Below are 12,952 nucleotides of genomic sequence, written 5' to 3'. Positions count from 1 at the left end.
TGAAAACCATGGAGCGATGTGCTCAGGCGTCCAGCGGACTGTATGGAGGGTGACGAGGCGCCCAACAAAGGCTGGGTAGGCATTTGGTTAAGCGTCGGTTAGCCCCAGCAGCCGGCCGTGAAGCCGCAGGCGCTGCTCGTTGGAAGACCAGGGCGACGAGAGCTCCAACCAGCGCAGCCAAGCCTGGTCCTGGGCGACCCGCAGCTGATCCAAAACAGGGGCAGGGCCTTTTTCGGATTCAGATCCAGGCTGCTGTGCAAGGCCTCCCGCAGCACAGCCAGGTCATTGAGGTCCCCCAGGCAATCCTGCAGAGCCTTGAGCTGGGCCAGCAGGGAGCCATGGTCCGCCACACCAGAGCGGTGCAGATGGGCCAAGCCATAGCGGCAGGTCTTCAGGCGCTTGCGCAGCTGATGCAATGCGGCGGCGGCCGTTGGCGCCTCCGTCCAACCTGGCAGCAGGAAGAGATCGCCCAGCAGTTGCCCCTGGAGCTCAGGCAACCAATCCCGCAGGGGCTGATCGCCAAAGGCGCTGCCTTGGGGCTGTTTGATCCAGGCCTGCAGGCGAGCAAGCAGCTTGAGGTAGCGCTGACTGCGCAAGGTCTCAGTCAGTTCAGCGAAGGCCAAACGGCGCTCTCGCTTGAGCTGTTTACGAAAGGGCTTAAGCGCTGACGCCTCGGGTCCCGGGAGCAGCGGTAGCCATCCCGTCTCGATCCGCTGGCGCAGGACGTCCAGGTCCCTCGTGAGCCCAAGCCTCCGTCCCAGCTTGGCGATCCGTGCGGAGCTGACCTCCTCAGGCCAGACACCCACGGCCGAAAACTGAAATCGAAGCGTTTTTAACTGACGCAGCTGGACCCTGAGCTGGTGCAGGGGTTCAGGGTCCTGATCCGCAAGGACATCAGCCTGAAGAGCAACGATGCGGCGGAGGCTCTGGCCCATGGCCCCCTGCAGATACGCCAAACAGGTGATGCCGGGATCAGGACGAAAGGAGCCCATGGCCGTCAGTGCGGCAGGCTCTAGAGCTAACGCCGCTGCAGGCCCCGTGGATTAACGGGGAATTAATGCTGACGGCTCAAAAAAACAAGCGAGCAGGCCGCGATCCACTCTCCAGGAATTGATCCCTCCAACGGGACTCCTCTACAGGCGCCGGACGATCGGCCTGGACAGAGGCGGTGGTGTCCTCAGGGCCAGCCTGGTTGCTGTTCTCGGGAAGCGAAGAGGCCGAGGCGCTGTTGGCTTCGATCACAGGAATGATCCAAAACCTGGGTCTAGCCGTTCTCAACAGTGCTGTCCTTAAACAAGATCAGCAGAAAGAATTAAAGGGTCCGCATCGTGGTGACCTGATCGAGCTCAGGTACACCCGAGAACCGGTTGAACTGGCTCACCGCAGCCAAGCACAGTCCTTGAATTAAAAGGCAGGCCAATGAGGACCTCAACCAACGCGATGCCACAGCCCATGTGCAACAGATTCATTCGATCAGAGATCCCTAGCCCTGCACAGTCGTCAGCGTCACAAACAAAAGAAAGCACCACCACAGCAAACAAGCGCAGCGCCATAACAAGCCCTTAACCTTGACGTGCTAAGCCCATAGCCATGGACGGAGGATGGGTCAAAGGCCAGCGCTATCTCAACCGTGAGCTGAGTTGGATTGCTTTTAATCAACGCGTCCTTGAACTCGCGGTCGACGCCAAGACGCCTCTACTCGAGCAGGCAAAGTTCAGCGCTATTTTTAGCAATAATCTTGATGAGTTTTTCATGGTCAGGGTGGCCTCCCTGATCGCACAAGTTGAATCGCAGTCAAGCCGGTGCAGCATTGATGGACGTTCAGCAGATCAACAGCTCGAGGCGATTCAAAAACGGCTCGAACCACTGCTGAAGCAACAACAACAGCACCTCAACCGACGACTCCGGCCGCAGCTCGAGCGGCGGGGGATTGGAATCCTGGACCATCGACACCTCTCAAGACGTCAAAAGGATTGGCTGGCGAGTTTTTTCCGCAACAAGATCCAGCCCGTCCTGACGGCCACGCGGCTGAACACACCGGGGATCCCCTTCCCCTTTATCAGCAGCCTGAGCCTCAATCTGGCCGTTGAAGTCCGCGGCCAAGGAAGCGGCAACCGGGAACTGATCAGGATCAAGCTTCCCAAGAAAAACAGTCCCCGTTTCATCACCCTGCCGGAGGCCCTCCATGGAGAGCGCTCGCAGGCGATTCATCTCTGCGTACCGCTGGAGCAGGTGATGGAGCACAACCTCAAGGCCCTCCTACCCGGCCGTCAGATCACCAGCGTCAGCGTGTTTCGCGTCACCCGGGATGCCGATCTGGCCCTGCGGGAAGAAGAGGCCGAGGATCTGATGGAGGCGATGCAAACCAGCCTGCGCCGCAGGACAGCGGGGGGTGAGGTGGTGCGCCTGGAACTCAGCGCTGGCACCCCAGCGGCGGTGCAACGGCAGCTGACCGCGGGGATGGGCGTTCCCAGGGCGCGGGTGAATCGGGTCGATGGATTACTGGGCCTCGATGACCTGATGGAGCTGCAGGGAATCAATGCACCAACGCTGAAACAACCTCCCTTTCGCGGCTCCACTCCGGCTCCCTTGCAACGCTGTCAAAGCCCAGAAGAAGGTCGCCAGGCCAGCGAAAGCATCTTCCGTGTCATTCGCCGCGGGGATGTCCTGCTGCACCATCCCTTTGATCGCTTTGAGACGACGGTGGAGGAGTTCATCCACCAGGCCTCCTTGGATCCCAGTGTTCAGGCCATCAAGATCACGCTCTATCGCGTCTCCAAGGACTCGCCGATCATTGCCAGCCTGATCGCAGCCGCCGAGGAGGGCAAACAGGTGCTGGCCTTGGTGGAGCTCAAGGCACGCTTTGATGAGGACAACAACATCAGGTGGGCGCGGCAACTAGAGCGCTCCGGGGTGCACGTGGTCTATGGCGTCATCGGCCTCAAAACCCACACCAAAATCGCCCTCGTCATTCGCCGCGAGAAGGGCACACTTCAGGCCTATAGCCATGTCGGCACGGGTAACTACAACTCCAAAACCGCGGCGCTCTACACCGACCTGGGTCTGCTCTCCGCCGACCCGGCCCTAGGGCAGGACTTGATCAGCCTGTTCAACTACCTCACGGGGTTCTCGAAACAGAGCGCTTACCGCAAATTGCTCGTCGCTCCAACAACCCTGAGGGCCGAGATGCTGAAACTGATCGATCGCGAGATCGAGCATGCCCGCGCCGGTCTGCCCAGTGGAATCAAGGCGAAGATGAACGCGCTCGTGGATCAAGGCTTGATTGACAAGCTCTATGACGCCTCGGCGGCTGGAGTGAAGATTGAGCTGATCGTGCGGGGAGCTTGCAGCTGCACCAGCGGCATCGCCGGACTGAGCGAGACCATCCGGGTGCGCAGCATTGTGGGTCGTTTCCTCGAGCACTCCCGCCTGTTCTGGTTCGAGAACAACGGCCAGCCCCAGGTCTGGTTCGGCAGCGCCGACTGGATGCCGCGCAATCTCGATCGGCGGGTGGAGGCCGTGGTGCCGGTGGAAAACCAGGAGCTGGTGGGCCGGATCCAGCAGCTCCTGGAGCTCTACCTCCAAGACAACCAGGCCTCCTGGCACCTCCAAAGCGATGGCCGCTACAGAGCTCTCGAACCCGCTGAGGGTGGAAGCAGTGCCCAAGAGCAGCTGATGCGCGGCGTGTGATGGGAGCGTCCAGACCCGGGCTCTGGGAGCTCGCCCTGACCTGTCTGCGCCTTGGCACGGTGGCCTTCGGCGGACCGCAAGCCCACTTAGCGCTGCTCCAGGAGACGTTTGTCGAGCAACGGCACTGGATTGACGCCGAGCAGTTTGAAGAGGGGCTGGCGCTGTGCGAGGCGCTGCCCGGACCATCGTCGAGTCAGATGGCAATCTATTTGGGCTGGAAGCGCTGCGGCCTGCTTGGGGGGCTGGTCAGCGGCCTCTGTTTTTTGCTGCCAGGCCTGTTGGTGGTGCTGGCCCTCAGTGCACTCTGGAGGGTGAGCCAAAACATCGAGAGCCTGCGCTCGGTCTCAACGGTGATGCAACCGGTGGTGGTCGCGGTGATCTGGGCCTTTGCCTGGCAACTCTTTCAACGCCGGCAGGTCAGATGGCAGCGCTGGAGTGCAGTAGCGCTATTTGCACTGCTGGCCCTCAGCCAGGAGCTGGCGTTCACGGTCCCCCTCGGTCTGGTGCTCCTGGCGGGCGGTCTGCTGCGCATGGCCTGGAGCGGCTCAGCACCAGCCCTCGCCCTCTGGCCCTGGATGGGCTTTGAGGATCTGGCGCTGATGGCGACAGCTCACCCACACCTTCAACTCCTGGCGGACTTGAGCGACGTGTTTCTCAGGGCGGGGCTGCTGATCTTTGGTGGCGGCTTTGTGATCATTCCGCTACTCGAAGGGCCGGTGCTCGAGCACGGCTGGATGAGCAGCGGGGCCTTTCTTGATGGCATCGCCATTGGACAACTCTCCCCAGGGCCGGTGGTGCTAACCAGTGCCTTCATCGGTTTTCAAGCGGGGGCAAACCTGGCGGGGGGCTGGTTTGCAATCGCAGCCGCCTGTACGGCAACAGCAGCGATGTTCCTGCCCAGCTTTGGTTTCATTCTTTTGGCTGCACCACTGATCGAGCGCCTGCGCACACGTCCCTGGGCTCAGGCCTTCCGCGAAGGCATCGTGACGTGCATCCCGGCGGTGGTCGCGGTCGCGGCGTTGCGGTTGAGCCTGGAGAGCCTCAACAGCCTGGGCAGCTGGAGTGGGGCAGGCCAGTGGTCAGTGCTGCTCGCCGCCCTAGTGCTGCGACTGAAATGGAAGCTCTCTCCAGCAGCACTGCTGATGGGAGCAGCTGTGTTTGCACTTCTGCTAAGGCCTTAGGCCTCAACCTTCGAACAGGTTGGAGCGACTCAGACCCAACTCGCGCCAGAGCTTCTTGATCTCGTCGTAGGCCGCATCTTGGGTGATCTTGCCGTTGCCTTGGAGGCCAACAATCAAACCCACCCGGTCAGCAAAGCGTTCCAGGTTTTGATGAAACAGCAATCGCTCTGGTGACCAGTCCGGGCCCCGGTAATGGCTAAAGGCTTCGAGGGGTGTGGGACCGTGATCAGAACGCTCTGAGTCACTGGGCTGAAAGGAGTGCATGACGAGTTGCCGAGCAATCAACCAAAGCGACCAGAGACGTAGTCCTGGGTGGCCTGCTGACGGGGAGCATTGAAAATGGTCTCGGTGTCAGCAAATTCCTCAAGGCAGCCGACCTTGGCGTCGGTGTCATCGAAGGTATTGACGTTAAAGAAGCCCGTCATGTCGCTGACACGAACGGCCTGCTGCATGTTGTGGGTGACGATGACGATCGTGTAGCTGTTCTTGAGCTCATGGATCATCTCCTCAATCTTCAAGGTGGAGATCGGATCCAGCGCTGAGCAGGGTTCGTCCATCAGGATCACCTCGGGTTCGACCGCAATCGTGCGGGCAATGCAAAGGCGCTGCTGTTGACCACCCGAGAGGGCATAACCGCTCTCAGCCAGCTTGTCCTTGGTTTCATCCCAGAGCGCCGCCTTGCGCAGCGACCGCTCCACCAGTTCATCCATATCGCCTGAATAGCCATTAATCCGGGCACCAAAAGCGATGTTCTCGTAGATGCTCTTTGGAAAAGGGTTTGGCTTCTGGAAGACCATGCCAATGCGGCGGCGAACCTCCACCGGATCAACCGCCGGGGAATACATGTCATGGCCATCGAAAATCACGCGGCCCTGCAGGGAGCAACCATCGATCAGATCATTCATGCGGTTGAGCGACCGCAAGACGGTGCTCTTACCGCAGCCCGAGGGGCCAATAAAGGCCGTGACCTGATGGCGGGGAATCTCCATATGAACCCCACGCACAGCCACGTTCGAGAAATAGCTGATGCTGACGTTCTCCAGCTCGAGGCAAGAGGTGGAAGAAGCAGGGGATTGAGTCATGGCTAACTGGGAAGGCAAGAAGAACGGAACGGGAGACGAAAACAGTTCGAGGGAGGCCTAGACGGAGGTGACACGCGAAATCCATCGCGCCAAGAGATTGGAGAGGAGGATCATCACCACCAAGACGAAGGAAGCGGCCCAAGCCAAGTTGTTCTGAAACTCCAGGGGCATGATCGCGAAGTTGTAGATCAATACCGACATCGAAGCGATCGGACCCAGCACCCCTTCAGGCCAGAAGGGAGAAAACAATGCCGTGAAGATCAAGGGTGCTGTTTCACCTGCAGCACGCGCGATTCCAAGCACAACACCTGTGGCGATCGAGGTCAAGGAAGCTGGGAGGGTGACCTGGGTCACCGTGACAAATTGGGATGCCCCCAGTCCAAGCGAACCCCAACGCAATTCGTTGGGGACCAACTTCAGGGCCTCATCGGTGGTCTTAATCACCGTCGGCAGCATTAACACGGCCAGGGCAATTCCGCCGGCAAGGGCGCTGTAGCTCTGACCGAAAAGCAGGCGTGTGCTGACGATTAAGCCGTAGACAAAAACACCGCAGATGATCGAAGGCACGCCGGACAACACGTTCGTGCCGAAGCGGACAAAGGAGGCAAACGAACCCGAGCGGGAGAACTCCGCCAGGTAAATCCCCCCACCAATGCCGACAGGAACGGCAATCAAGCTGGCGATCAAGGTGACGACAATCGTGCCGATGATGGCATTACCAATCCCTCCCTCTTCAAGGCCGGGGGGAGGGGGAAGCTCCGTCAGCAGTGAGACCGAAAGGAACGATCCACCCTTGAGCAGCACATACCCCAGGACCAAAATCAAGGGGAGAACGGCAATGCAAGAGAAGCCAACCGCAACGGCGGTCAAGGCGAAATTCCAGCGGTTGCGCGGAAGCTTTGGGTTGAAACAAAGCGATCGATTGGGCCTAGACAGTGCCATAACAGTTCTCCAGCTAGGCGTACTTCAGACTGAGGCGGCGCACAATCCACTGCGCCAGGACATTGACGATCAAGGTCATGATCATCAAGACAAATGCTGCATACATCAGCGCTGAGATTTGAATGCCATCGGCCTCACCGAATTGGTTGGCGAGCATGGCCGAGATGGTGTTAGCTGGAGCCAACAGACTCAGGCTGAAGTTATTGGAGTTTCCAATAATCATCGTGACGGCCATGGTCTCGCCCATGGCCCGGCCCAGGGCCAACATCACACCACCGGTGATTCCTGAGACAGCAGCAGGAAGAATCACCTGAACGATGGCCTGCCAACGGGTTGTACCTACCCCATAGGCGGCCTGCCTGAGTTCATTGGGCACCTGCTGCAGCGAGTCCCGGGCAATCGCGGTGATGATGGGCAGGATCATCACCACCAGAATCAAGACCGCCGGCGCCATACCAGGACCAAGAGGTTCCGTCGCGAAGAACGGCATCCAGCCCAGCTGGTTGTGCAAGACCTGAAGAATGGGCCGCAGAAAGGGCTCCATCACAAAAATCGCCCAGAGTCCCAACACCACCGAGGGGATTGCTGCCAGCAGTTCAACCATCAAACCGATCACCTGCCGGTAGCCGGAGGGAATCAGGTTCTCGGTGATGAAGATCGCCGTGCCAACACCCAACGGAACGGCGATCAAGATGGCCAACAAGGAAGACACCAGCGTCCCGTAGATGGCCGTTAGCGCTCCATAGCTATTGAGACCGGGGTCCCAATCAGAAACCACCAAAAAGGAGAGTCCAAATTCAGCCATGGCATCCCGCGATCCCCACAGGACCGTGAGCAGGATGCCGACCAGGACCAGTCCAACAAGGGAGGCCAGGATGACCACGAGGCGCCGAAAGCCCTCATCGATCAGCTTTTCAGAAACGGGACGGCGGCGCAGCGCATAAACCGGTCCACCCTCCAACTCCTGAGGGGGAGGCACTGATTGATCCACAACGCGAGAGTTTCTCTGTATAACCTGTCACGCCAAGGCCAAAATCTCCTTAAGAAGCGCTTAACGCAGGCCGACAACATCCCAATCGCCCAGCCAGCCACACCCAAAAAGCTCAATAACGTATCAAGGAATACGCCACCACCTAGAACTGAGCGTTAACTTGGAAGGAACTAAAAAGTAATTCATTGCTGATCAGCACCCAATTCGGATCCATCAGTTTCGTCCCTGGATGTGGTTGGGTAAATTCGTCCAATCAGCCGCAGCCCAAGAAAAAAAGAGAAGTCAAGTCTGAGAAGCAAGAGGCCTCCCAGTCCACTCAATCGAAATAATTCACACCTGAAACAAAAGCCGCCCTTAGCGGGGTGGCTTTTTAGTGAGAACACCAGGGCTATTCATCGACAAAAAAGGCAGGGGTTTCCCCCTGCCCTTTGATCAGTGAGAGATCCAGAGGATCACTTACCGATCTTGTTGACCGCAGCGCGGGCCTTGCTCAGGATTGCGCCCTTGAGGGGAACGAAGCCGAGGTCATCAGCCTTGGCCTGAGCCTGATCGCTCAGCATGTAATTGAAGGTCTTCTTGATGGTGTCGGCGTTGGCACCATTGCCCTTCTGATAAGCCAAAACCCAGGTCAGGGTCGCGATCGGGTAAGCACCCTTGGCGGTGGGGTTGGGGTTCGAGCCAGCCAGGTTCTGATCGAGCTTGATGCCGTTCAGGGCTTTGGCACCGGAGGTGTAGCTGGGCTTGATGAACTCACCCGACTTGTTCTGCAGCGCAGCGGCCTTGACGGCACCGCGGATGTACGACTGGTTGACGTAACCAATCGCACCCTGCTTGTTGGAGATCACACCGGCGACACCGGAGTTGCCCTTGGCACCAACGGCGTTTGCACCAGGCCACTTGACGGACTTACCGGAGCCCAGCTTCCACTCAGAGGAGAAGGCAGCCAGGGACTGGGTGAAGGCTTTGGTGGTTCCGGAACCGTCGGAGCGGTGCACCCAGGTGATCGGACCAGCGGCGCAACCCAGATCCTTCCAGTTGGTGATCTTGCCGATCGCCACTTGGACAGCCTGGGATTGGGTGAGCTTCAGGTTGCAGCCGGGCTTGTTGTAACCGAAGGCGATGGTGCCGCCCACCATGGGGATCTGCACCAGACCGCGGGTCACCTTGGCGATGTCCTTGGCCTTCATCGGATCATCCGATGCACCGAAGTTGACGGTCTGGTCGATGAACGCCTTACGGCCAGAACCTGAGCCAACGGCCTGGTAGTTGACCTGGGGGCCACCGGCCTTCGCCAGATCAGCGAACCAACGCTGATAGATCTTGGCGGGGAAGGTTGCGCCAGCAGCACTGAGGCGATCTGCGGCGGAGGCGGACATGCCGGTGCCGACGGCCAGCAGGGAGCCGATCAGGAGGGCCTTCTTCGCGAAGGTCATGGATAAAACCTTGTGGTTCCCCTCCATCTACGCAAGTGATGTTCCGCCCTGCGTTAGGGGCTGGTTAAGGCCTCGTGAACGTTGCGTGAATCAGCAGCAGGACTGGGCTTTGAGGGGCCTACTGGTCTGCAAACGCTGAAGCCAATCACTCAATTCGGCCAGGGCCTCAGGGCTCAGGCGGTAGTAGACCCAGCGCCCCTGAACCCGGGACTCCAGCAGGCCCGCCTCGCGCATCACCTTGAGGTGAAAGGAGAGCTTGGACTGGGCCAGGCCCATCTGCTCGGTCAGCTCACAGACGCAGCGCTCACCCCCCGCCAGCGCCAGGGCCACCTCCAGGCGATGGGGATCCGCCAGGGCCTTGAACAACGCGCTGAGGGCTTGGGACACAGCTCGGAGCAGGCCTAACCGCACCTTAACCAATCAAGAAACCTTGATGCATCAAACTTTGTTGATCTGTTGATTGGGGTTGGTCGTGCGCATTGGCATCAACGGCTTTGGACGCATCGGACGACTGGTCTGCCGCGCCCTCTGGGGACGGCCAGGCATTGAGATCGTTCAGATCAACGACAACCAGGCCACGGCCGAGTCAGCCGCCCACCTGCTCTGCTTTGACTCCGTCCATGGTCGCTGGGATCGCCAGGCTGAGGCCCTCAGCGAGACCGAGCTGCTGATCGATGGGCGGCGCCTGAACTTCAGCCGCAACGGCACCCCCGCCGAGGCGCCCTGGTCTGCCGCAGGTGTGGAGATGGTGCTCGAGTGCAGCGGCCGCTTCAAGACCACCGAGGCCCTCGAGCCCTATTTCAGCCAAGGCGGCATCCAGCGCGTGGTGGTGGGCTGCCCCGTCAAAGGCGCACTGAACATCGTCTATGGGATCAACCACGACCTCTATGACCCCAACCAGCACAGGCTGGTGACCGCGGCGTCCTGCACCACCAACTGCCTGGCCCCGATCGTGAAGGTCGTGCATGAGCAGTTCGGCATCCGCCATGGCTCGATCACGACCCTGCATGACGTCACCAACACCCAGGTGGTGGTCGACGCCTTCAAAAGCGACCTGCGGCGCTCACGCTCCTGCCTGCAATCGCTGATCCCCACCACCACCGGATCAGCCAAGGCCATCGCCATGATCTTCCCGGAGCTCGAGGGCAAGCTCAACGGCCATGCCGTTCGTATCCCCCTGCTGAATGCCTCCTTGACCGATGCGGTCTTTGAGCTCGAGCGACCCACCAGCGCAGAGGCGGTCAACCAGGCCTTCCAGCAGGCCGCGCAGGGGGCACTCAAGGGAATCCTGGGCTACGAAAGCCGGCCGCTGGTCTCCATCGACTACGTCAACGACAACCGCAGCGTGGTCATCGATGCCCTCTCCACGATGGTGGTCGACGGGACCCAGCTGAAGGTCTACGGCTGGTACGACAACGAGTGGGGCTACAGCTCCCGCATGGCCGATCTGGTCAGCCATCTCGTCCAGCTGGAGTCCCAAGGATGAGCGGACTCTCCGCCCTGCAGCAGTACCAGCGGGTCACCGCCAATTACTGGGCCTTCACCCTCACCGATGGGGCCCTGCGGATGCTGGTGGTCTTCCACTTCCATCAGCTGGGCTACACCAGCCTGGAGATTGCCTTTCTCTTTCTCTTCTATGAGTTCTTTGGGATCCTGACCAACCTCTACGGCGGATGGCTTGGGGCCCGTTTTGGCCTGCGGCTGACGCTTTGGCTCGGCACCTGGATGCAGATCGGCGCCCTGCTGATGCTGATTCCGGTGGCGGACTCCTGGCCGAAGTGGTGGAGCGTTGCCTACGTCATGGCCGCCCAGGCCCTGAGCGGGATCGCCAAGGATCTCAACAAGATGAGCGCCAAAAGCGCGATCAAAACCGTCGTCAAGAGCCATGACGGCGATCAGCAACTCTTCCGCTGGGTGGCGATCCTGACCGGCTCCAAAAATGCCCTCAAGGGCGTTGGTTTTTTCCTGGGGGGCGTCCTCTTGACCGCCCTGGGCTTCAACGCGTCGGTGGGCGTAATGGCGGCGGGTTTGATACTGGCCTTTCTGGTCACCCTGGGGCTGCCGGCCGACATGGGGCAGATGAAACGCAAGCCCAAAGTCCACTCCCTGTTCTCCAAAAGCGAGGGCATCAACGTGCTCTCACTGGCGCGGATGTTCCTCTTTGGGGCTCGGGATGTCTGGTTTGTGGTCGCCTTACCGGTCTTCCTGGAGACGACCCTGAACTGGCGCTTCTGGGAAGTGGGCAGCTTCATGGGCCTCTGGGTGATTGGCTACGGAATCGTTCAGGGATCCGCTCCGGCCCTGCGGCGCAGCTGGGGACAAACCAGGCCCCCTGGCGCATCAGCCGTGCAGTTTTGGAGCGCCCTGCTCACGGCGATTCCCGCCTTGATTGCCATTGCCCTATGGCGACAGGTCGCCGATCCAGGTCTGGCGGTGGTGGCAGGTCTAACTGCCTTCGGGGTGGTCTTTGCGATGAACTCCTCGATTCATAGCTACATGGTTCTCGCCTACAGCGACGGCGAAGCAGTGAGCCTGGACGTGGGCTTCTATTACATGGCCAATGCCGCAGGACGGCTGCTTGGCACCCTGCTCTCGGGAGCGATCTTTCTGATCGGCGGGCTCCAGGCCTGTCTCTGGTGCTCGGCGTTGATGGTGGGACTGGCCTGGCTGTTCAGCCTGAAGCTGCCGCCAGTGCGAAGCGCCTAGCGCTGAAACAGCGCACGGATCTGCGGGCTGCGCTCCGGGCAGAGCATCGGCGTGTAATAGCGAACGGCGGCAGTTTCCACCTCCTCAGGCAGGATCCCGGCAAAGGACACCCCCTCCCGCTCAAAGGCCTCGCTGAGGCGCTGTTGCTGGGCCAACAACAGCGCGGGCTGATCAAACGAGTCGCAGAGCAGCTGGGCATAGAGCCGCGCTGCACAGCCGGTGTGGCCAAAGCGCCGCACGCAATCGCCCACAAGCTCTGGAGGCTGCGGCTGCGCCCAACCAGCACAGGGCCAAGCCAGCAACAGCAAGGAGATCGCCTCCCCCAGGGGGGCACGCAGGCGGAATGCCATTAACGCTGGCGCTCCACCGAGCAGGCCAGAAAGCGCTCCAACTCCTTGGCATCCAGGCTCGGGGGCTTGGCAGCGGTCAACAGGGCTGGATGAATCGTGCGCAGTTGATCCGCAAGCTGATCGCGCTCGGTCACCGCAGCCTCCTGGCGCTGCTGCAGGGCCTCCTGCCAGACCAGACGGCGTTTGGCTTCACTGCGCCGCCACTCCGCCACGGCCTGCTCGTACTGCTCCTGCTCGGTCTGCTGGTCGTAGATCGTCAGTAGACGTTGCTCTTCGGGGTCCAGGGGAAGGGGCGCCAAGGCCGAGGTGAACGACTCTTCCTCAAGCGCCTTCAACCGCGACTCGGTCTCGCGGTAGCGCTCCACCAGCGGCGGCAGGCTCTCGCGATAGCGCCGGCATTGCACCAGGGCCTGGCGCTGCGCCTCGCTGTCCTGCTGAGGAGCGTTCCTGCTTGCGGGCCCTGAACAGCTGGCCAACAGCAGCAGCACCAGTACCGCGGCCCCTAGCCGAGGGTGAGGCATCCGAATCATCCGGACGAGTGCGCCCATGCTCGCAGGACTCGAGCGACAACGACCCC

Annotated in this window: 13 protein-coding genes; 4 read left to right on the top strand and 9 right to left on the bottom strand. The window is 60.4% G+C overall.

Translation table 11 applies throughout. The features are described 5' to 3' along the window. Nucleotides 1-98: 98 nt before the first annotated feature. Nucleotides 99-992 carry a CHAD domain-containing protein gene (locus ACXIQ9_RS06950; RefSeq protein ID WP_459016187.1) on the bottom strand — a complete coding sequence of 298 codons (894 nt, stop codon included), beginning with the start codon at nt 990-992 and terminating at the stop codon, nt 99-101. Nucleotides 993-1,590: 598 nt separating this feature from the next. Here ACXIQ9_RS06950 and ppk1 point away from each other — a divergent pair. Together ppk1 and chrA are read left to right on the top strand one after the other, a co-directional pair. Beyond that, entirely contained in the window at nt 1,591-3,690 is a 2,100-nt protein-coding gene (gene ppk1 / locus ACXIQ9_RS06945) for a polyphosphate kinase 1 (protein ID WP_459016186.1), read from the top strand. Beyond that, a complete protein-coding gene (gene chrA / locus ACXIQ9_RS06940; RefSeq protein ID WP_459016185.1) occupies nt 3,690-4,871 on the top strand; it encodes a chromate efflux transporter in 1,182 nt (393 codons plus the stop codon). The genes ppk1 and chrA overlap by 1 nt, the downstream gene beginning before the upstream one ends. Before the next feature lie 3 nt (nt 4,872-4,874). On the opposite strand, the gene ACXIQ9_RS06935 is transcribed toward chrA, so the two are convergent. The 6 genes from ACXIQ9_RS06935 to ACXIQ9_RS06910 all read right to left on the bottom strand — a co-directional run bounded on the left by ACXIQ9_RS06935 (nt 4,875) and on the right by ACXIQ9_RS06910 (nt 9,706). Then, complete coding sequence (locus ACXIQ9_RS06935; protein ID WP_010317774.1) at nt 4,875-5,135, bottom strand: DUF7219 family protein; 261 nt, start codon at nt 5,133-5,135, stop codon at nt 4,875-4,877. Nucleotides 5,136-5,152: 17 nt separating this feature from the next. Then, the gene (gene pstB / locus ACXIQ9_RS06930) at nt 5,153-5,953 is read right to left on the bottom strand and encodes a phosphate ABC transporter ATP-binding protein PstB (RefSeq protein ID WP_010317773.1); all 801 of its coding nucleotides are present in this window, start codon (nt 5,951-5,953) and stop codon (nt 5,153-5,155) included. A gap of 57 nt (nt 5,954-6,010) precedes the next feature. Continuing rightward, entirely contained in the window at nt 6,011-6,895 is an 885-nt protein-coding gene (gene pstA, locus ACXIQ9_RS06925) for a phosphate ABC transporter permease PstA (RefSeq protein WP_459016184.1), read from the bottom strand. 13 nt (nt 6,896-6,908) lie between these two features. Beyond that, the gene (pstC, locus tag ACXIQ9_RS06920) at nt 6,909-7,874 is read right to left on the bottom strand and encodes a phosphate ABC transporter permease subunit PstC (RefSeq protein WP_296421242.1); all 966 of its coding nucleotides are present in this window, start codon (nt 7,872-7,874) and stop codon (nt 6,909-6,911) included. Between the two features lie 464 nt (nt 7,875-8,338). Next, on the bottom strand, nt 8,339-9,319 hold the full coding sequence (gene pstS / locus ACXIQ9_RS06915; protein ID WP_459016183.1) for a phosphate ABC transporter substrate-binding protein PstS: 981 nt from the start codon (nt 9,317-9,319) through the stop codon (nt 8,339-8,341). Nucleotides 9,320-9,409: 90 nt separating this feature from the next. Next, nucleotides 9,410-9,706, bottom strand: a complete 297-nt coding sequence (locus ACXIQ9_RS06910) for an ArsR/SmtB family transcription factor (RefSeq protein ID WP_232197326.1) — start codon at nt 9,704-9,706, stop codon at nt 9,410-9,412. Between the two features lie 85 nt (nt 9,707-9,791). On the opposite strand from ACXIQ9_RS06910, the gene ACXIQ9_RS06905 reads away from it, so the two are divergent. Continuing rightward, nucleotides 9,792-10,805 (top strand): ArsJ-associated glyceraldehyde-3-phosphate dehydrogenase, encoded by a 1,014-nt coding sequence (locus tag ACXIQ9_RS06905; protein ID WP_459016288.1) that lies wholly within the window; start codon nt 9,792-9,794, stop codon nt 10,803-10,805. Next, complete coding sequence (gene arsJ / locus ACXIQ9_RS06900) at nt 10,802-12,025, top strand: organoarsenical effux MFS transporter ArsJ (RefSeq protein WP_459016182.1); 1,224 nt, start codon at nt 10,802-10,804, stop codon at nt 12,023-12,025. The genes ACXIQ9_RS06905 and arsJ overlap by 4 nt, the downstream gene beginning before the upstream one ends. Here arsJ and ACXIQ9_RS06895 read toward each other — a convergent pair. Continuing rightward, nucleotides 12,022-12,375 (bottom strand): hypothetical protein, encoded by a 354-nt coding sequence (locus ACXIQ9_RS06895; protein WP_247478883.1) that lies wholly within the window; start codon nt 12,373-12,375, stop codon nt 12,022-12,024. The genes arsJ and ACXIQ9_RS06895 overlap by 4 nt on opposite strands. Continuing rightward, nucleotides 12,375-12,923, bottom strand: coding sequence for a hypothetical protein (locus tag ACXIQ9_RS06890; RefSeq protein WP_459016181.1), 549 nt, complete (start codon nt 12,921-12,923; stop codon nt 12,375-12,377). Before ACXIQ9_RS06890 ends, ACXIQ9_RS06895 begins: the two co-directional genes overlap by 1 nt. Nucleotides 12,924-12,952: the final 29 nt, after the last annotated feature.

It is taken from the genome of Synechococcus sp. LTW-G (assembly GCF_054459035.1).
This window is presented reverse-complemented; position numbering and strand designations above follow the sequence as displayed.